This is a genomic window from Bifidobacterium sp. CP2, from assembly GCF_018555635.1.
GTDB classification, from domain to species: Bacteria; Actinomycetota; Actinomycetes; order Actinomycetales; family Bifidobacteriaceae; genus Bifidobacterium; species Bifidobacterium saguinibicoloris.
Genome location: NZ_JAFEJX010000002.1, coordinates 305,433 through 326,137 on the forward strand (window position 1 = coordinate 305,433; position 20,705 = coordinate 326,137).

Here is a 20,705-nt window from a genome sequence, read left to right on the forward strand (position 1 = left end):
GGCAGGCCGACTCACGCGAGGAGGTGGAAAGCCCGGTGGGCTTTCCACCGACGGAGCCATCCTTATAATCGAACTTTCCAGAAAGACAACACCATGCTGAATATCATGGAGGTCCACGAGACCAACCAGATGATCGAGCAGGAGAAGCTCGACGTGCGCACCATCACGATGGGCATCTCGCTGCTCGACTGCGCCACCGACGACGTCGACGAGACCTGCGACAACATCTACCGCAAGATCACCACCTACGCGAAGGACCTCGTCTCCACCGGCGAGGACATCGAGCGCGACTACGGCATCCCGATCGTCAACAAGCGCATCACCGTCACCCCGATCTCGCTGGTCGGCGCCAGCTGCTGCAAGACCACCGGCGACTTCGTCAAGATCGCCCACGCGCTCGACCGTGCGGCCAAGGAGGTCGGCGTCAACCTCATCGGTGGCTACTCCGCGCTCGTCTCCAAGGCCATGACCCCGGCCGAGGAGCTGCTCATCAGGTCGCTGCCGCAGGCGCTGAGCGAAACCGAGGTCGTCTGCTCGTCCGTCAACGTTGGCTCCACGAAGACCGGCATCGACATGAACGCCGTCGAACTGCTCGGCCACATCGTCAAGGACATCGCGCATGCCACGGCCGACAACGATTCCTACGGCTGCGTGAAATTCGTGGCGTTCTGCAACGTGCCCGACGACAACCCGTTCATGGCCGGCGGCTTCCACGGCGTCACCGAAGGCGACGCGGTCATCAACGTCGGCGTCTCCGGCCCGGGCGTCGTCTCCCGCGCGCTCGACGCGACAAAAGGCAAGGACTTCGAATTCCTGTGCGAGACCATCAAGCGTACCGCGTTCAAGATCACGCGCGTGGGGCAATTGGTCGCGCAGGAGGCCTCGCGCCGCCTCGGCGTGCCGTTCGGCATCATCGACCTGTCGCTGGCGCCGACCCCGGCCGTGGGTGATTCGGTCGGCGAAGTGCTGGAGAAGATCGGCCTCGAACAGGTCGGCGCGCCCGGCACCACCGCGGCGCTCGCCATGTTGAACGACCAGGTCAAGAAGGGCGGCATCATGGCGTCCTCGTACGTGGGCGGCCTCTCCGGCGCGTTCATCCCCGTCTCCGAGGACAAGAACATGATCGACGCCGCGGCCTCCGGGTGCCTCACCATCGAAAAGCTCGAGGCGATGACCTGCGTGTGCTCGGTGGGCCTCGACATGATCGCCATCCCCGGCGACACGTCCGCCGCCACGATCTCCGGCATCATCGCCGACGAGGCGGCCATCGGCATGGTCAACCAGAAGACCACCGCCGTGCGCGTCATCCCGGTGGAAGGCAAGGGCGTGGGCGAGATGGCCAACTTCGGCGGTCTCATGGGCTACGCACCCATCATCCCGGTGAACCAGACCTCGTGCGAGGCGTTCGTCACGCGCGGCGGCCGCATCCCCGCTCCGATCCACTCGTTCAAGAACTGATTTCCGGGGCCGGCTCATCCGGTTGCCGATTGCACGGCGACCGGATGAGCCGACCCCGTCGTATTCATGCGTGTTCTATGCGCCATTCGATGGCCATCCGCGCTACGAGGGGTGCATTTCGGATGCTCCGGACATCCATCTCTCCTACGAGGGGTGCCCTTTCCTCGGACCGTGACCCGAAACGGGACCAACCTCATTGGAATCACGCCGTTCGGAGCGGTTGCATACCCGGCGGGCCACCCCTCGTAGTCAGGGTAGAGCTTCGCGAACGTCGAAATACGCCCCTGATAGCGCGGATAGGCGTTCTTGGCGGTCACGCGACTGCCGATGGAAGCCCGAATCGTCCGGTCGTCCCGGAATCGGTCGCATCGGGCAGAGCATGGCCTATGCTCGGTTGTCGGTCGCGGCCCGTGAGGGCGCCGCGTACGAGCACGCAATCGAGACGAATGAGAAATCGACGGTGAAGCATATGAACGAAACCGAAACCACACCGGATACGACCCCGGAGGCCTCCGGTAACCCGGAGGACAAGGTCGAGAAGATGTTCGAATACGGCTACCGCAAGTCGAACTACGGGCCGGACGAACTCGTCACCGACGCGCACGGCAACCCGATCTCGGTGGTCGACGCGATGCTCTCCGCCGAGCAGGCCGCGGAGACCGAGACCGTCACCCCGCACCTGTGCTACTACAGCCCGCGCATCCCCGGCAACACCGGCTCCGCGATTCGCCTGTGCGCGGTGACCGGTACCATCCTGCATCTCGTGGAGCCGCTCGGCTTCAACCTGCGCGACACGAAGCTGCGCCGCGCGGGCCTCGACTACCACGACATGGCCCACGTGGTGCTGCACCCGAGCTTCGAGAACCTCGTCGAATCTATGCCGAACTCGCGCATCATCGCGTTCACCGCGCACGCCACGAAGCTGTACACGGACATCGAATACAGGCCGACCGACATCCTGCTGTTCGGCCCCGAACCGGGCAACATCCCCGATCCGATGGACATCATGGCCGGTCCGCACGTGGCCGAACAGGTCCGTCTGCCTATGCGTCCGAGCCTGCGCTCGCTGAACCTCACCAACTGCGCGTCCATCGCCATCTACGAGGCGTGGCGTCAGCTGAACTTCGCCGGCGGCCGCTGAAGCCTGCGGCCGGGGCGCCGGCAGTCAGCGAGACTGCGTCCGGCGATCCGACGGCCGGTGAACCTGCGGGTTGGATGGTTTCGTGGCTGATGGCCTGTGGCGGGTACGGCCGGTGCCTCAGCGTACGTTGGCGACGGTGTTATTCGTCGTCGCCGTCGGCGGCGTACGCTGAATCCCGCCGAGTGTACGTTGGTGACGGTGATGGTGGATAATGCCGTGCGGAACGTGCTGTCGGTGGAACGTGCTGTCGGTGGAACGTGCTGCGGATGGAAGGTCTCTGTCCGATTTCCGCCCGGTTCCGTCCGGCGGCGGGCCCGTAGTTCTGTCCGATTTCCGCCCGGTTTCGTCCGATGGTGCCATCCAGGATCCGGGGACTTTCCACTTGACGACGACTGACTCCGGTGGTTGCACCGTCGGCGTCGTCAGCCCACTGCTCACCGGCGATACGGGTCGTCGGCCGTGAGTTGGGGCACGCCGCTATCCCTGAGCATCATGAACAGGCGGTTCGAGATGAAGGCGTCCTCGTAGGTGCAGTGCAGAATCGTTGTGACTCCGGCCGCGCGTAGCGTCCGATCCCGTTCGTCCCTCTCGTTGAACAACTGCCTGGCGGTTCTGCCATGCGTCATGGAAGGGTCCTCGTATTTGGCCATGCCGTCGTATTCCAATACGATGATCCGGCCGTCGTACAAGCGCCATACGAAATCCGCGCGGAAGCGGCGGACCGGATATGCAGGATCGCGGAATTCGACCTGAAGCTGCGGTACGGCGAATCCGTTGTCGATGATGATCGCTCGGACCATCGATTCCCCGCCGTTTTCGCTTTCGGCGGTGGCGTGACGCAGCAGTGTCTGTATCGGAGTGCCGTCCTCGTGCATGCCTTTGCACGCTTCCCTCACCGTGTCCATGTCCAGGCCTTTCCTCGCCGCGGAATCGAACAGCGGCAATGCGAAACGGAACGGCAGACTCAATCCGCAGTCGATCAGAGTCCGGGTGGCGTTGGTCACTCTGATGCCGTTGACGCGTTCCGATTCGATTGATGGAACGTAGAGACGACGAACTTGGTATGGGGCTTCCTTCGTCTCGTCGTGGCCGCGTCCGTCCAATCGGGGAGACACCCGGTATCCGTTTACCGGCATCCGGCGGGACAGTTCGGCTTTGGACGTGATAAGCCGGCCTTCGTTGTTCGCGAGGTAGACGCATCGGTCGTGGATATTCCATGAATGGTCGAAGCCGTGGGCATCGGCCGCGGTCATTGCGGCGAATATCCATCGTGGATGCAGTCGAGCCAATCCGCGGGCCACATGGAGCGAACGTTGGCATGTATTCATCGTCCGCCAATATTCGGGCGGCACGTAGAGATTCTGGTAGGGGGAAATCAGTTCGCCACGGTCGGCGCGACGTTTCAGCGCCCGACGGAGGGCGTCCTCGTCTCCGAACGCGCAGCGTTGTTCCCGCATCGCCTGTTCGATGCAGGAGTTGACGGCTTTGTGCTGCTTCATCACTCTACGGTAGATGGTGTTCAGGTGATTATGCAATATGACGATTGTGGATGACACGCCGAGAGAACGTGGCATTGTGGATAACCTCGGCATTCCAGGGTGTGGATGTGTCGGTTTGGTCTGATTGGTCCGGTTCGTTCGGTTGGTCCGTTCGAATCGGTCTGGCCTGATTCGTTCGGTCGGCCTGATTCGTTCGGTCGGTTCTGTTGGTCTAGGTGATCTATTTGATTCGGACTGGTGGAATCGTCGGTCTGGTCGTCTGGTTGGTCTGGTTGTCCTGTGGGTGTGTATGTCGCCGATTCGGCCATGGGTGACTGATTGTGCCGTACGTTGGCGACGGTGTTATTCGTCGTCGCCGTCGGCGGCGTACGCTGAGGTTTGTTCAGTGTACGTTGGCGACGGTGGGTATGGGGAAAGCCGTCGGGAACGTACGGTGACGTTTGAGATGGGCGGCGAGGACGGGGCCGTTGGGGGAGTGTGACGTGGACGTCCGGATAGTGACTCTCGGAATCCAAGTCGTCGCCGTCACAGCACCGGCGAGCCGCACTGCGGGCAGAATCTCGCCGGCCGATTGCCGAGTGCGGCGCCGCACCGGGCGCAGAATCTCGACGTCGACGGGGATATCGGAGATACCGGAGATACCTGCATCGGCGTGGACGACGCGGTGGCCGGTGATGCGGTGGCCGGTGACGCGGTGCCCGTAGCCGTCGGCATAGGCGGCATGGACGGTGCCGGAGGCACCGGCATCGGCACAGGCACGGTCCGTCTGGCTGCGGCTGCGGTTTCGGATGCGCTCACCGGCATGGGTACGGGCAAGGGCACCGGAACCGGTGTCGGCACCGGTTCCGGAACCGGCGGCATGTCGGCGTGCGGCGGTTCCGACGTCTCCGTTTTGCCATGTCCGCTCCCATACCTGCGACGGCGTATCACCATGATCACCGTGACCACGATGGCCGCGATCACGGCGAGCGCCACCGCCGCCACCATGACGATGTCCCACACGCCCATGCCGCGCAGCCATCGCCAGAGGAAGAAGCCGGAACCGCCCGTGCCGGTGCCGGTGTCATAGACCCGCCATGTGGTGGTGCCGGCCTTGTCATCCGATGCCGCGACGACGAACACGCCTGCCTTGGCGCTCCATTTCATGGAATCGCCTTTGCCTTCTCCCCATTCCGAGGGCAGATCCATCTTGGTGGAGGACAACGTGCCGTCGGCGAGATTGATCGTCGAAAGGAACGTGCCTTGGAGCGGCGAACTGCCGGATCCTCCCTGGTATCGGAACACATAGGCCCCGTCGTGCGAGAAGCCCAGGAACACGCCTGAATACTTCAGATATTCGTCGTCGCCGGGGTGATAGGAAGGTACGGTACCGTGCCGGATCGCCTTGCCGGTCGTCACGTCGACGAGCGTCCACTGCGAACCCGATACAGGACCGGAGCCGGTGCCGGTGCTTCCGGAGGGACCGTATCCCTTGGAGTAGGCCAGCGCATACGATGAAGGGCCGAACGGGTCCGTCTCGGCGAAGGCCGTTCCCTTGACGAGCGGCGTCACCTTCGCATCGTCCAGTCCCAGACGGTAGATTTTCTGGTTCAGCACCTTGCCGCTGCCGTTGCGGTCCCTGACCAGATAGGTGATGAACATCGCCTTGTCGCCTTCAGTCATGTTCGCATGCGGCGCTCCGACCACCATGTCGTGCAGGTCGAATCCTTCGGGGGCCGTGATGACTTTGGAATCCGTCTGTTTGCCGGTGGAGGAATTATAGGTGCGCAGCGTGTATTCGGTCTTCGCGCCCTTCATCTCCTTCGCGACGACGAACAGCCGTGACAGGTCGCTGCCGGGGCGGATCGTCGAATCCGTAGGCAGGTCGAGGGTGACGAGGTGCTGCTTGGACACGTCGTAGACGGCGTAGCTGCTGCCGTTGTCGTCGTCCTTCCTGAGCAGCACGCGGTCGCGTGTCGCGGTATCGACCTTGTATGCGGTCATATCGCCGGACAGCTTCGTGACGTGTTTCGTGGAGGCGTCCATCCGGTTGAGTGTGTGCGTGCCGGCGTCGATGAAGAACGCCGCCGAGGAGTCCCTGGCGATGACGCCTTCGCCGCCGATTGGTGTGGTCTTGAGATTGGGGAGCGACACCAGATACCAGGATTGCGCATCCGAGTCGATGCGTTCCGCGATGGCGAGGGAACCGTCCTGCGAGACCTCCATCACGTTCATCGCGCCCTGCATGACCGCGCTACCCGACTGCACCGGTGTGGGAGGTGCGCCGGCCGCCAGGGCTTGGACCGGTGATGCCGCCATGCCGTACAGCAGCATTGCCAGCAGGATGAGGATCGCCGTGCGGCGGGCGGGTCGGGTAAGCCGTCGGATCGTTCCGCCGTGATGCGTCCCTTGGGATGACGTTGCCGTCGCCATGGAGTCGGCGCAGGTGCGTGCGTCGTCGGGCATGCCGTCGAGGTTCGTGTCGGCCATGCGCGCGTTGCCTGTGATATGCGCGATTCCAGCCGATTCGACGGTATGTGTTGTCCGCTTGTTCATCGGGCCTTCTTCATTGCGTTTCGTTGTGTCTCGCCCTGCCTCACCGCAGCGGCCGTCCGCATCTGGGGCAGAGCGGCGAGACGACGCCGGTCCACGTCATGCGGCAGTACGGGCAGAACCGCGTCAGGCCGGGTTGCGCCGGCATGGCCTGCGTCGGGCCGGGTTGCGCCGGCATGGCCTGCGCCGGCTGACGGTTGCCGTATCCAGTAGGCGCATACGGGCTTATGGCCTGCGACCCGGGGGCGTTTGGACGAGCGGCCTGTCCGATCGGGCCGTAGGCCGGTGACGGTCCGGCGACCCCCTGTCCCGCGTACCGCGGCGGTGCCGCGGGAGCGGCCGGCACACCCGGTACGGCTCCCGGCACGCTGGGCGCACTGGGCGCACTGGGCGCACCGGGTACGCCGGGGCCACCCGTCGCAATGGGGCCACCCGGTACGGCCGGCGCCGCGTTCGCCCGCCCGCGCCGCCGGGCGACGAACACGCCCACCAGCACCACGGCCACCGCGAGCGCCACGCCGCTGGCGGCCACGCCTATCCACATCCACGGTTTCCAGCCATGCGACGAGCCGTCCGAGCCGTCCGAGCCGTCCGCGGCATTCCCGCCGGCCTGGCCTTCGCCGTCCTTGCCGCTGGCGCCGTCACCAGTACCGTCCTTCGTCGCGCCAGACGTCCCGCGTTCGAGATCGTAGATGAGCACCTGCTTGCCGTTTCCGTCCGGCACGGCGAACCGGGAGCCGTCCCACGAAGCCGTGGCATGGCTGCTGCCGTACGATCCCGACACGGATTGCGGGATGGTCATCGGCTCCACCTTCCGCCCGTTCGTCACGTCGTAGGCGTACAGAGTGGTCGACCGTCCGGTGGCCGCCTCGTAGTAGATGACCGACCCATCCATGCTGCCGCTCGGCGCGGTGCCGTCCGAGGTGGCGAATGCGGTGGCCTTGCCCAACTTCGGCTCGCCCTTCCCGGAGACGCCGGTGATCGGGGCGACGCTCAGCGTTCCGCTACGTGAGCTTTCCGGTTCGTTCAGCGTGGCGTACCAATCGTCGCCGTGGAGGAATACGAACACGAGTTGTGCGTCGCCGGTGTCCGTGTGGTCCACGGAGCCGTCGTCCATGTGCACCCGGTAGAGGTTCGGTTCGCTCCAGTTGTAGGCCCAGACCGTGGAGCCGTGGTCGTCGGCCGGGCGCAGCGCCGGTGGATACGAGGGGTCGGTGCCGGCGGGGACCTTGGCCGTGCCGGTCACCTTGAACGTGGTGGCGTCCACGCGTCTGATAGTGCCGTCCGTGCCCGCCACGAAGTAGCATGATCCGTCCTTGGGCGCCACGACGAGCGGGCTGTGCGTCTCGTGCGTGACGTCGAAACTGCCGGTCTCCTTGCCGTTGGACGTGTCGAAGATGTGCACGGTCGAATGGTCCCCGGTGCGGCCGTCGTTTTCGTTCTCGACGGCGATGATGCGCGTGCCGTCATGGGTGAGCTGCCAGTTGCCCACCTTGCCCAGCTTCACGATGGCGACCGTCTTGAGCGTCTTCGCGTCCGTCACGGTGAGGGTGACGTCGCCGTCGTCGCCGGGGTTCTCGAGGAGGAGCCGTTTGCCGACTTCGTCCGTGACCGCGTATTTCGCGTCCGGCAGGGTGCCCTGCTCCTTGCCGGTCTTCGCGTCGATGACGTGCAGCGTGTCGCTGATGTCCGTGACGTACAGGCGTGTGCCGTCCGGTGAGAAGGTGACGTCGAGCGGTGATTGGTCGAGTGTGATGCGTTGCGGATCCGTGGAGAACCGCGACTGTCCGTCCGCCCCGGCTTTCGCCGGCGTCGCCCGGTGTGCGCCGTCGCTTGTGCGTTCGATGGCCGACGCCGTGCGCGGCGCGCCGGGTGCGGTGACGCCGACCGGCGCGAGGGCGAGACAGGCAAGCATGCCGATGGTCCCGATGCAGGCCACGAGCGTGAGTGCGGCGGCGCGGATCGTCGTCACGGCGGTCGATCCGCGTGGTGCGGTCGGCTCGTGCGCGCTGCGTGCGGCCGGCTCGTGCGTGTGGTGCGTATGGTACGTGTGCCATGCCCGATTCATCAGACGTTCCCCCTTACGGCGCGTGCCGTTGCGCCATATGGCCAAGTCTACGCCCTTACGCCGCTTCGGACCTCGGATGGAGCCGGGTCGTGGCGTATGCTGGACGGTACAGGGGCATGCGGTGTGGCCTGCCTGGGGAAGCGAGGGAGACGGATATGGATGGGGTGCATATGGAACGGCCGTGCGGCCGTATGGCTGTGGCGCGTGTGATGTGTGCGGGGGAGTGCATGAGGGTTCTCGCGATGCGGCTGATGCCGTTGCTGGCGGCTTTCGCGTGCATGGCGGCGATGGCGATCGCGCCGCTTCCGGCGCATGCGGCCGAGGGCATGTCCCCCGAATGGGTGGGCAACGCGGATTTCAGGAACTATGAGGACGTGTACATCGGCGGCATGTCCGACGACGGCTCGGTGGCGGTCGTGAGCGCCTCGAAGCAGTCCGACGGCGGAAACCCCGAGATCGACATGGTGACGCTCAAGGACATGTCCATCACCGAATTGCCGAAGGCCTCGAGTTCCAGCGCCGTCTTCTCCGATGACGGCGAACGCCTGTACTACGTCGATACGAAGGGGTCGGTCAGGATGGTCGACGTCGCCTCGAAGGACGTCACCACGCTGGACGATCTGGACTGGGACGATGATTCCATCCTGCTGCACGCCCACGGCGACCGGCTGCTCGTGGGGGACGGCGGCGACAGGTACACGCTGTACGACGTCAAGCGGCAGGAGACGCTCGGCACCGCGAAGGTGCACGGCGACGACGGCACGACGACGGACACTGACCTGTCCCGGATCTACACGCTCGATGTGGACGACGACGGCTCCGACGCCACGCTGCTCATCTACGACATGACCGGCAAGCATGCCGACGAATCGAAGGACGTCGAGTTGCCGGACGGATTCGTGCCGTCCCATGAGGACGTCACCTCCGCGTACTCCTATCTGGTCGGTCCCCATGACGGCAAGCTGATGGCCAATGTCCAGCTTTCGTACGACGGCGGCTACACGAACCGTCTGTGCACGCTGGACGTCTCCACCGGAAGGATGTCGTATCTGTCCGACCGGCCCGCCAGTCCGTGGTTCATCGTCGACCAGTACGTGCTGGCGGCCGAGGCCGACACCGGAGACCCGTCCGACGAATCGCCCCAGGTCGACGACGACCTTGACGATGTCGATGCGTTCGTCGTGCGCGACGTCGCCAGCGGCAGGGCCAAGTGGCGCGTCGATGACCGTTCCGTCATGCGTGCGATCGTGAAGGGCATGAACCGCATGAGCTATCTCAACAGGTTCTCGTCCGACGGCCGCTACCTGTTCTTCGCCTCGGAGACCGAGTTGGAGCGTTCCGGCTTCACCGTCGTCGACCTGTCCAAGGGGGAGACCGACAAGGTGACGCTGCCGGAATCCGACGACGCCCCCATCGGAGACGACGGCTTCACCGGCATGAACGTCTCCGCCGACGGCTCCACGCTGATCGGCGTCGCCGACATGCCGTCCGGTTCGCACGGCAAACGCCTCATGGTGTACGACACCGGCGTGGGCGACACGTGGTCGCGTCCGGCGACGTGGATCAAGCTCGGCGTGGGCGTTCTCGCCGTCGCCGCGGCGACGGTGGGTGTCATCCTGTTGGTGCTGCGTCTGCGCAGACGCGGCAGGGCCGACGCCGGTACGGCGAACGTCGCCGGCCCGTCCGGGCCTCCCATGCCCTCTGACGGCGTGACGGCGCCGCAGACCGGTGCGTCCGCCCGGTCGGGCGGCGTGCCGGCGGTCCCGATGCCGCCCGCGACCGTGACGCCCGCGGTGCCGCCGGTGCCCATGCCGACGCCGTCGCAGCCGCCGCTGCCGCCGTCCCGCCCGAAGTTCTGTTCGCAGTGCGGCGCGGCCCTGCCGGACGATGGGCGGTTCTGCACGCAGTGCGGCCACCCGATGTTCTGATTCCGGTGACCTGCGGACGGTTCCGTCGCAGGCGGAACCGTCCGTCCGCGGCTGCGGGATGGGGTGCGACGCGTACGTGTTGTACGGCTGTGCCTGCACAATGGGGCCTTCGACGGACGTGCCTGCGGACGGCAGGTACGATGGCGTCGGCCGCGACGGCATGAATCGGAGACCATCGGCGGCACGCAGGGAAGGCGGAACAGGACATGACACGTGACGGCGGCGACACCATGGCGACGGGCGCGTACGCGACCGTGCCGGAACCGACGCCTCGGCATGCCGTCGAATACGTCCGCCGGAGGCTCGCCGCATGGTGGGAGACGAACGCGCGCGACCTGCCGTGGCGGTTCGGACGCACGACGCCGTGGGGCGTCCTCGTCTCCGAGGTGATGAGCCAGCAGACGCAGATGAGCCGCGTCGTGCCCTACTGGAGCGCATGGATGGACCGGTGGTCCGACGCCGCCGCGCTCGCCGCCGCCCCCAAAGCCGACGTCATCACCATGTGGGGGAGGCTCGGCTACCCGCGCCGTGCATTGCGCCTGCAGGAGTGCGCACGGGTCGTCTCGGCCGAGTGCGGCGACGAATTGCCGCGTACATACGACGCGTTGGTCGCGCTGCCCGGCGTCGGCGACTACACCGCGTCGGCCGTGATGAGCTTCGCGTACGGCGAGCGCGTGGCCGTCATCGACACGAACATCCGCCGCGTGCTGTCACGCGTGTTCCTGGGCGAGGAGTCGCGAGGGGGCGCGGCGAGCCCCGCCGAACGGGCGCTCGCCGACGAGGTCCTGCCGAAGGATGCGTCGCGCTCGGTGACGTGGAACCAATCGGTGATGGAGCTGGGCGCATTGGTGTGCACGGCGAAGAACCCGCTGTGCGGCCACTGCCCGGTGGCGGGGGAGTGCGCGTTCCTGGCCGCGGGGCGTCCCGGGCTTGGTGAGCGGCGTACGCGCCCGCGCCAACGGTTCCAGGGGACGGACCGGCAGGTGCGTGGTCTGGTGCTCGAGGCGTTGCGCCGGCTGCCGGAGGGGACCGGCGTGCTGGAGCGCGCGACCGTCGAATCGCTGTGGAAGGACCGCGACCAGCTCGACCGATGTGTGGCCGGTCTCGACGAGGACGGTCTCATCGAACTGCTGCCCGGCGGGGACGTGCGGCTTCCGGAATAAGGGACGGTTTCGTACGGCGGTATGTGAAGAAGGATGCGGGAATGGCGTCGGGCGGCCATGCCATGACCGGACGGGAATCTAGACTGGGGGCGTTATGGCAGTGCAGAGGAACACGGCGGGCAAGGCTCCGAAGAAACGCAGGCGCAAGCTCAGCAAACGGCAGCGGGCGATCTACCGTCGCCGCCGCATCGTGGTGGGCGTGCTGCTCGCGGTGTTCCTTGCATTGGCGGTGTTCTGCGTGTACAGCATCTCGCGCGGCGTGGGCTTCGTCTACGATGCGACGTTCGGCTCGGTCTCGCATGCGGTGATGGAACGGTCCGCCGCCCCCGAGCCACATCACAGCTCGGGCGTGCGCGATTGCTCGGCGAAGGACACGCGGCTGGAGCTGACCGCGAAATCCGCCACGGTGCCGGTGGGCGGCTCCCTGGAGTGGGTGGCGACCATCGTGCACGAGGGCAACGATTCCTGCCTGTTGGACGCCTCCGATTCCGGCCGTGTGCTCACCATCACCCAGAACGGGCAGAAGGTGTGGAGCTCCGACGTGTGCCCGGTGGACGCGCGCCGTCTGCTCATGGCCAAGGGGGACAAGGACATCCAGTCGATTACGTGGGGTGCGAACAGCACCACGGACGGCCAGTGCGTGGAGAACCAGGACGAGCTGCCGAAGGTGGACCGCGGCACGTACGTGGGTGTGCTGCGGCTCAAGAACGCGCCGAAGGTGAAGAGCCAGCCGGTGACGATTGAGGTGCAGTGACGACGCCCCATACACGGCATTTGTGAAGATAGTGTGTCGATTTGTGGATGGGCGAGGTGCCGCCGGATGAATTCACGGTGAACGTCTCCTCATATCACTACTATTTTGTGTTTGCATATGGTGTGTCATATTGCGGGCATGCCACCAACGATGAAGCGTCCGCATAGGCATATGGTGGCCATGCGGCGCTCCCGGGGAACCATACGATTAGCGAGCGATAAGGAACGTCCATTGGCTACTGAGTCCAAGACGAACACCACCACCATCACCGCACGCGCCGACCAGCACGACATCGACCTGCACAAGGCGTCGGACCGCGTGAACTTCGGTTCCATCAAGGAACCCATCGACGTGCCCTACCTGCTGGGCGTGCAGACCGACAGCTTCGACTGGCTGATCGGCAACGACCGCTGGAAGGCGCGCGTCGCGAAGGACGAGGAGAACGGCACCGTCACCACGCCGCACATCTCCGGCCTCGACGAGGTCTTCGAGGAGATCTCCCCGATCGAGAACTTCGCGCAGACCATGTCCCTGACCTTCTCCGACCCGTACTTCGAGGAGCCGCGCCACACGGTCCAGGAGTGCAAGGAGAAGGACTACACCTACTCCGCGCCGCTGTACGTCAACGCCGAGTTCGAGAACGGCGACACCGGCGAGATCAAGAGCCAGACCGTCTTCATGGGCGACTTCCCGCTGCAGACCCCGCACGGCACGTTCATCATCGGCGGCACCGAGCGCGTCATCGTCTCCCAGCTCGTGCGCTCCCCGGGCGTCTACTTCGACCGCCAGCAGGACCGCACCTCCGACAAGGAGGTCTTCGGCGCGAAGATCATCCCGAGCCGCGGCGCATGGCTCGAGTTCGAGATCGACAAGAAGGACCAGCCGCAGGTGCGCGTGGACCGCAAGCGCAAGCAGTCCGCCATCGTGTTCCTCATGGCCATCGGCATGACCAAGCCGGAGATCCGCGAGGCGTTCAAAGACTACCCGCTGGTGCTCGACGCCCTCGAGAAGGAGACCCTCCAGACCCAGGACGAGGCCCTCGTCGACCTGTACCGCAAGATCCGCCCGGCCGACACCCCGACGCCGGACGCCGGCAAGAACCTGCTGGACTCCTTCTACTTCAACACCAAGCGCTACGACCTCGCCCGCGTGGGCCGCTACAAGATCGACCGCAAGCTCGGCCTCGAGACCGACATCAACGATCGTGGCCTCAAGCACGAGGACATCATCGCCACCATCAAATACCTGTGCACGCTGCACGACGGCAAGAAGACCTTCCCGGGCAAGCGCAACGGCGAGGACGTGGACCTGCGCGTGGACGTCGACGACATCGACCACTTCGGCAACCGCCGCATCCGCCAGGTCGGCGAGCTCATCCAGAACCAGCTCAGGACCGGCCTGTCCCGCATGGAGCGCGTCGTGCGCGAGCGCATGACCACCCAGGACGCCGAGGCCATCACCCCGCAGTCCCTCATCAACATCCGTCCGGTGAACGCCACCATCAAGGAGTTCTTCGGCACCTCCCAGCTGTCCCAGTTCATGGACCAGAACAACCCGCTGTCCGGCGTGACGAACAAGCGTCGTCTCTCCGCGCTGGGCCCCGGCGGTCTGTCCCGCGACCGCGCCTCCATGGAGGTGCGCGACGTGCACCCGTCCCACTTCGGCCGCATGTGCCCGATCGAGTCCCCTGAAGGCCCGAACATCGGCCTCATCGGCTCGCTGGCGACCTTCGGCCGCGTGAACCCGTTCGGCTTCATCGAGACCCCGTACCGCAAGGTCGTCGACGGCCACGTCACCGACGAGGTCGAGTACATGACCGCCGACCGCGATCTTGACCACGTCATCGCCCAGGCCAACCAGGAGCTCGACGAGAACGACAACTTCGTCAAGTCCGAGGCCCTCGCCCGAGTCGGCGAGGAGGAGGCCGTCGATGTGCCGGTCAGCCAGGTCGACTACATGGACGTCTCCCCGCGCCAGATGGTCTCCCTCGGCGCCTCGCTCATCCCGTTCCTCGAGCACGACGAGGGCCACCGAGCGCTCATGGGCACCAACATGCAGCGCCAGGCCGTCCCGCTCATCGAATCCGAGCGCCCGCTCGTCGGCACCGGCTCCGAATGGCGCGCCGCCAACGATTCCGGCGACGTCATCAAGTCCGAGAAGGACGGCGTGGTCACCTACGTCTCCGCCGACATGATCCGCGTGATGAACGACGACGGCACCACCAGCTCCTACAAGCTGGCCAAGTTCCAGCGTTCCAACCAGACGACCTGCTACAACCAGCGTCCGATCGTCCACGACGGCGAGCGCGTCGAGGCCGGCACCGTGATGGCCGACGGCCCCGCCATCGAGAAGGGCGAGCTGGCCCTCGGCAAGAACCTGCTCATCGCGTTCATGCCGTGGAACGGCTACAACTACGAGGACGCCGTCATCATCTCCCAGCGTCTCGTCCAGGACGACACGCTCTCCTCCATCCACATCGAGGAGTACGAGATCGACGCCCGCGAGACCAAGCTGGGCGCCGAGGAGATCACCCGCGACCTGCCGAACGTCGGCGAGGACGCGGTGGCCAACCTCGACGAGCGCGGCATCATCCGCATCGGCGCCGAGGTCGAGGCCGGCGACATCCTCGTCGGCAAGGTCACGCCGAAGGGCGAGACCGAGCTCACCCCGGAGGAGCGCCTGCTGCGCGCCATCTTCGGCGAGAAGTCCCGCGAGGTGCGCGACACCTCGCTGCGCGTGCCTCACGGCGAGACCGGCACCGTCATCGGCGTCAAGGAGATCACCCGCGAGGACGCCGAGGAGGACGGCGACGAGCTGCCCAACGGCGTCAACCAGATGATCCGCGTCTACATCGCCCAGCACCGCAAGATCACGGTGGGCGACAAGCTCTCCGGCCGCCACGGCAACAAGGGTTGCATCTCCCGCATCCTGCCCGAGGAGGACATGCCGTTCCTCGCGGACGGCACCCCGGTCGACATCATGCTCAACCCGCTCGGCGTGCCTTCCCGAATGAACCTCGGCCAGGTGCTCGAGCTGCACCTCGGCTGGATCGCGCACTCCGGCTGGGACATCTCCCTGGATCCGGACCTCGAGGCCGAGTGGAAGAAGCTCGTGCCCGCCGGCGCCGAGAAGGCCGAGCCGGGCACCCCGGTGGCCACCCCGGTGTTCGACGGCGTCAAGCCGGACGTGCTCAAGGGCCTGCTGTCCACCACGCTGCCGAACCGCGACGGCGACCGTCTGGTCGGCCCCGACGGCAAGGCCACGCTGTTCGACGGCCGCACCGGCGAACCGTTCGCGCGTCCGATCTCCGTGGGCTACATGTACATGCTCAAGCTCCACCACCTCGTGGACGACAAGATCCACGCCCGCTCCACCGGCCCGTACTCGATGATCACCCAGCAGCCGCTGGGCGGCAAGGCGCAGTTCGGCGGCCAGCGCTTCGGCGAGATGGAGGTGTGGGCCCTCGAGGCCTACGGCGCCGCGTACACGCTGCACGAGATGATGACCACCAAGTCCGACGACGTGGACGGCCGCGTGCGCGTCTACGGCGCCATCGTGAAGGGCGACAACCTGCCTTCCGCGGGCATCCCCGAATCGTTCAAGGTGCTCCTCAAGGAAATGCAGTCCCTCTCCCTGAACGTGGAGGTGCTCAACGCCGAAGGCCAGGCCATCGACATGAAGGACGAGGACGACGATCCGTCCAACTCCTCCGACGACCTCGGCTTCAACATCGGCGCCCGCCCCGACGCCGCCGCGAAGGAAGACCAGGCGGCCCCCACGCCCGAATACCAGTGAGACGCGGGGCGCCGCGCCGGACCGCCCGGAAGGCAGTGACGTCCATGTGACGCACGGCCCCGGGCCCGGCGGCGCGGACCCGCGCACCCCACGGTGCAAACGAACGAAACAGTCGTAGCAAAACGAGTAAGTAAGGACATCACAACAGTGCTGGACGTCAATGCATTCGACAAGCTGAGGATCGGCCTGGCCACCGCGGACGACATTCGCGGCTGGAGCCACGGCGAGGTCAAGAAGCCCGAGACCATCAACTACCGCACCCTCAAGCCGGAGAAGGACGGCCTGTTCGGCGAGCAGATCTTCGGACCGACCCGTGACTGGGAGTGCGCCTGCGGCAAGTACAAGCGCGTGCGCTTCAAGGGCATCGTGTGCGAGCGATGCGGCGTGGAGGTCACCCGCTCCCGCGTGCGCCGCGAGCGCATGGGCCACATCGAGCTGGCCGCCCCCGTCACCCACATCTGGTTCTTCAAGGGCGTGCCGTCCCGTCTGGGCTACATGCTCAACATCACCCCGAAGGACCTGGAGAAGGTCATCTACTTCGCCTCCTACATGGTCACCTCCGTGAACGAGGAGCAGCGTCACCAGGACCTGCCCGACCTGCAGGACGAGTTCGACCACGAGATCGCGAACTTCGAGAAGCGCCGCGACAACGAGATCGAGGACCGCGCCAAGAAGGTCGAGGCCGATCTGCACGAGCTCGAGGAGGCCGGCGAGGCCAAGGGCACCGCCAAGGCCAAGCTGCGCAACGGCGCCGAGCGCGACATGGCGGCCATCCGCCAGCGCTACGACGACCAGATCGCGCGCCTCAACGCCGTGTTCGACAAGTTCAAGAAGCTCAAGGCCGGCGACATCATCGACGACGTGGACCTGTGGCGCGAGATGCAGGACCGCTACGAGGACTACTTCGAGGGCTCCATGGGCGCCGAGGCGGTCAAGAAGCGCCTGCAGTCCCTCGACCTCGAGGCCATCGCCGCCGACCTGCGCGAGGAGATCAAGGACGCGTCCGAGCAGCGCAAGACCAAGGCTTTGAAGCGCCTCAAGGTCGTCAACGCGTTCCTGTCCACCGGCAACAAGCCGGAGGCCATGGTCCTCGACGTGATCCCGGTCATCCCGCCGGACCTGCGCCCGATGGTCCAGCTGGACGGCGGCCGCTTCGCGACCTCCGACCTCAACGACCTGTACCGTCGCGTCATCAACCGCAACAACCGACTCAAGCGACTCATCGAGCTCGGCGCCCCGGAGATCATGCTCAACAACGAGAAGCGCATGCTCCAGGAGGCCGTCGACTCCCTGTTCGACAACGGCCGCCGCGGCCGTGCCGTCACCGGCGCGTCCAACCGTCCGCTCAAGTCCCTGTCCGACATGCTCAAGGGCAAGCAGGGCCGCTTCCGTCAGAACCTGCTCGGCAAGCGCGTCGACTACTCCGGCCGTTCCGTGATCGTCGTCGGCCCGTCCCTGCGCATGCACCAGTGCGGTCTGCCGAAGCCGATGGCCCTCGAGCTGTTCAAGCCGTTCGTCATCAAGCGCCTCGTCGACATGAACTACGCGCAGAACATGAAGAGCGCCAAGCGTCTCGTCGACCGCGGCGACTCCGAGGTGTGGGGCGTGCTCGAAGAGGTCATCTCCGAGCATCCGGTGCTGCTCAACCGTGCGCCTACGCTGCACCGTCTGGGCATCCAGGCGTTCGAGCCGATCCTGGTGGAAGGCAAGGCCATCCACCTGCCGCCGCTTGCCTGCGCCGCCTTCAACGCCGACTTCGACGGCGACCAGATGGCCGTCCACCTGCCGCTGAGCGCCGAGGCCCAGGCCGAGGCCCGCTCGCTGATGATGGCCTCGGACAACATCCTGAAGCCGGCCGACGGCCACACCGTGACCATGCCGTCCCAGGACATGATCCTCGGCCTGTACTACCTCTCCACCGTGATCGAGGGCGCCAAGGGCCAGGGCCGCGTGTTCTCCTCGCTGGCCGAGGCCGAGATGGCCCTCGACCTGCATGAGATCGACATGCAGGCCAAGGTGCTCATCCGCGTGCCCGCCGACTTCGTCCTGCCCGCCGGCTGGGAGCCGGGCGAGCTCAAGGTGGCCGACCCGGCCGCCCAGAACGGCGAGGAGACCGTGCACGAGGAGCGCTTCCACGACGGCACCGCGCTGTTCGCCACCTCCTACGGACGCGTGCTGTTCAACCACACGCTGCCGGTGGACTACCCGTTCGTCAACGAGCAGGTCGGCAAGAAGCGCCTCGCCAAGATCGTCGACGACATCGCCACCCGCTACTCCACCGCCCAGGTGGCCGCCTCCCTTGACGCCCTCAAGGACCTCGGCTTCACCCGCGCGCCGTGGTCCGGTGTGTCCTTCGCGTTCTCCGACGTCATCGAGCCGGCCGAGCGCGGATCCCTCGTCTCCAAGTACGAGGAGGACGCCGCCACGATCAACGACAAGTACGAGATCGGCGAGCTGACCGAGGAGGAGCGCCGCCAGGAGCTCATCGACCTGTGGACCGAGTGCACCGACGAGGTCTCCAAGGCCGTGGAGCACGACTTCGATCCGCAGAACAACCTCGCCATCATCGTCCAGTCGGGCGCGCGAGGCAACATGATGCAGATCAACCAGATCGCCGGCATGCGTGGCCTCGTGGCCAACCCGAAGGGCGAGATCATCCCCCGTCCGGTGAAGTCCAACTACCGCGACGGCCTGTCCGTGCTGGAGTACTTCATCTCCCAGCACGGCGCCCGCAAGGGTCTGGCCGATACCGCACTGCGTACGGCCGAGTCGGGCTACCTGACCCGTCGTCTCGTCGACGTGGCCCAGGACGTCATCGTGCGCGAGGAGGACTGCGGCACCAAGCAGGGCATCCAGATCCGCGTGGCCGACCGCGACGCCGACGGCAAGCTCGTGCTCGTCAAGGCGGCGGACGGCGGCCCGTACTCCCGTCTGCTCGCGGCCGACGTGGTCGACCCCGCCGACGGCACCACCGTCCTGTACCACCGTGACGACGCCCTGTCCATGGACGTCCTCAAGGATCTCGTGGCCCACGGCGTCGAGTTCGTCAAGTGCCGTTCCGTGCTGTCCTGTGACTCCACGCGCGGCGTGTGCGCCAAGTGCTACGGCTGGTCGATGGCCACCAACAAGCTGGTCGACGTCGGCGAGGCCGTGGGCATCGTCGCCGCCCAGTCCATCGGCGAGCCGGGTACGCAGCTGACCCTGCGTTCCTTCCACTCCGGCGGCGTCGCCTCCGCGTCCGACATCACCCAGGGTCTTCCCCGTGTCACCGAGCTTTTCGAAGCCCGTACGCCGAAGGGCGAGTCCCCGATCGCCGAGTTCGCCGGCACCATCAAGGTCACGGACAACGAGCGCGGCCGTCAGATCATCCTCGTCCCGGACGCCGATTCCGGCGCCCCGACGGAGGACGGCGAGATCAAGCCGCTGATCTACAACGTGTCCCGCCGCGTGCCGATGCTGGTCAAGGACGGCGAACATGTCGCCACCGGCACCCAGCTCGTCGAGGGTTCCGTCGATCCGAAGAAGATCCTGCGCATCCTCAACAAGCGCGCGGCCCAGATGAACATCGTGGAGGAGGTGCACAACGTGTACCGCTCCCAGGGCGTCGACATCCACGACAAGCACATCGAGGTCATCGTGCACCAGATGAGCCGTCGCGTCACCGTGATCGACTCCGGCGACACCGACCTCCTGCCGGGTGAGCTGGTGGACCAGCGCCGTTTCCGCGACGTGAACAAGGCCGCCGTCAAGGCCGGCAAGAAGCCCGCCTCCGGCCGTCCGGAGCTCATGGGCATCACGAAGGCCTCCCTGGCCACCGATTCGTGGCTGTCCGCCGCCTCCTTCCAGGAGACGACCCGCGTGCTCACCGACGCCGCCCTGAACCAGAAGGTCGACGACCTCAAGGGTCTCAAGGAGAACGTCATCATCGGCAAGCTCATCCCCGCCGGCACCGGCCTGGCCCGCTACCGCAACGCGGTGGTCGAGCCGGACAAGGCGATCCGCGACACCATCTACCCGAACTTCGGTCTGGGCGGCGACGCGGACGGCGACGGCATCGACTTCCCCGATGGCGACATGAACGATGTGGACTTCTCCAACATCGACTTCGGCGACCTCAAGCTCGGCGAGGACTTCAACCCCGACGAGTTCCTCGGCGGAACCGAAGGCGGCGCCGACTTCGACCTCGGCGACACCGACCTGCCCGACCTGGGCGGCGACGACGCCTCCGGCAGCACGACCGACGGTACCGACGGCGCCAACGGCACCGTCTGACCCGACCGCTCCGTCCCGCATCCGTCGCATTCCCCCGAACGCAGGGGGAACGCGACGAAGATGAACGGACGGTGAATCCTTGGCAACGGCCCGGG

10 protein-coding genes are annotated in these 20,705 nt (G+C 66.1%); 7 read left to right on the forward strand and 3 right to left on the reverse strand.

Translation table 11 applies throughout. The features are described from left to right. Positions 1-93 precede the first annotated feature (93 nt). Positions 94-1,458 (forward strand): PFL family protein, encoded by a 1,365-nt coding sequence (locus JS531_RS02610; RefSeq protein ID WP_214312218.1) that lies wholly within the window; start codon positions 94-96, stop codon positions 1,456-1,458. A 469-nt stretch (positions 1,459-1,927) separates the two neighbouring features. Next, positions 1,928-2,599, forward strand: a complete 672-nt coding sequence (locus JS531_RS02615) for a tRNA (cytidine(34)-2'-O)-methyltransferase (RefSeq protein WP_214312220.1) — start codon at positions 1,928-1,930, stop codon at positions 2,597-2,599. 434 nt (positions 2,600-3,033) lie between these two features. Here JS531_RS02615 and JS531_RS02620 read toward each other — a convergent pair whose 3' ends face one another. The 3 genes from JS531_RS02620 to JS531_RS02630 all read right to left on the reverse strand — a co-directional run bounded on the left by JS531_RS02620 (position 3,034) and on the right by JS531_RS02630 (position 8,698). Then, positions 3,034-4,191, reverse strand: coding sequence for a hypothetical protein (locus JS531_RS02620; RefSeq protein ID WP_214312222.1), 1,158 nt, complete (start codon positions 4,189-4,191; stop codon positions 3,034-3,036). Positions 4,192-4,623: 432 nt separating this feature from the next. After that, a complete protein-coding gene (locus tag JS531_RS02625) occupies positions 4,624-6,633 on the reverse strand; it encodes a zinc ribbon domain-containing protein (RefSeq protein WP_214312224.1) in 2,010 nt (669 codons plus the stop codon). A 40-nt stretch (positions 6,634-6,673) separates the two neighbouring features. After that, the gene (locus tag JS531_RS02630) at positions 6,674-8,698 is read right to left on the reverse strand and encodes a WD40 repeat domain-containing protein (RefSeq protein ID WP_214312233.1); all 2,025 of its coding nucleotides are present in this window, start codon (positions 8,696-8,698) and stop codon (positions 6,674-6,676) included. 227 nt (positions 8,699-8,925) lie between these two features. Between JS531_RS02630 and JS531_RS02635 the strand changes: the two genes are divergently transcribed. The 5 genes from JS531_RS02635 (at position 8,926) to JS531_RS02655 (ending at position 20,610) form a co-directional block, all read left to right on the forward strand. Further along, positions 8,926-10,626, forward strand: a complete 1,701-nt coding sequence (locus JS531_RS02635) for a zinc ribbon domain-containing protein (protein ID WP_214312235.1) — start codon at positions 8,926-8,928, stop codon at positions 10,624-10,626. A 206-nt stretch (positions 10,627-10,832) separates the two neighbouring features. Then, positions 10,833-11,789 carry an A/G-specific adenine glycosylase gene (locus JS531_RS02640; protein ID WP_240541991.1) on the forward strand — a complete coding sequence of 319 codons (957 nt, stop codon included), beginning with the start codon at positions 10,833-10,835 and terminating at the stop codon, positions 11,787-11,789. A gap of 94 nt (positions 11,790-11,883) precedes the next feature. Continuing rightward, the gene (locus tag JS531_RS02645; RefSeq protein WP_214312237.1) at positions 11,884-12,543 is read left to right on the forward strand and encodes a hypothetical protein; all 660 of its coding nucleotides are present in this window, start codon (positions 11,884-11,886) and stop codon (positions 12,541-12,543) included. A 180-nt stretch (positions 12,544-12,723) separates the two neighbouring features. After that, positions 12,724-16,338: a DNA-directed RNA polymerase subunit beta gene (locus JS531_RS02650; protein WP_214312239.1), complete on the forward strand. Its 3,615-nt coding sequence runs from the start codon at positions 12,724-12,726 to the stop codon at positions 16,336-16,338. 147 nt (positions 16,339-16,485) lie between these two features. Then, positions 16,486-20,610: a DNA-directed RNA polymerase subunit beta' gene (locus JS531_RS02655; protein ID WP_214312241.1), complete on the forward strand. Its 4,125-nt coding sequence runs from the start codon at positions 16,486-16,488 to the stop codon at positions 20,608-20,610. The last annotated feature ends 95 nt before the right edge of the window (positions 20,611-20,705 follow it).

Coding starts and splice junctions, on each gene's coding strand:
- JS531_RS02610 (WP_214312218.1), top strand. CDS start 94: ATGCTGAATATCATGGAGGTCCACGAGACCAACCAGATGATCGAGCAG.
- JS531_RS02615 (WP_214312220.1), top strand. CDS start 1,928: ATGAACGAAACCGAAACCACACCGGATACGACCCCGGAGGCCTCCGGT.
- JS531_RS02620 (WP_214312222.1), bottom strand. CDS start 4,191: ATGCCGAGGTTATCCACAATGCCACGTTCTCTCGGCGTGTCATCCACA.
- JS531_RS02625 (WP_214312224.1), bottom strand. CDS start 6,633: ATGAACAAGCGGACAACACATACCGTCGAATCGGCTGGAATCGCGCAT.
- JS531_RS02630 (WP_214312233.1), bottom strand. CDS start 8,698: ATGAATCGGGCATGGCACACGTACCATACGCACCACACGCACGAGCCG.
- JS531_RS02635 (WP_214312235.1), top strand. CDS start 8,926: ATGAGGGTTCTCGCGATGCGGCTGATGCCGTTGCTGGCGGCTTTCGCG.
- JS531_RS02640 (WP_240541991.1), top strand. CDS start 10,833: ATGACACGTGACGGCGGCGACACCATGGCGACGGGCGCGTACGCGACC.
- JS531_RS02645 (WP_214312237.1), top strand. CDS start 11,884: ATGGCAGTGCAGAGGAACACGGCGGGCAAGGCTCCGAAGAAACGCAGG.
- JS531_RS02650 (WP_214312239.1), top strand. CDS start 12,724: ATGCGGCGCTCCCGGGGAACCATACGATTAGCGAGCGATAAGGAACGT.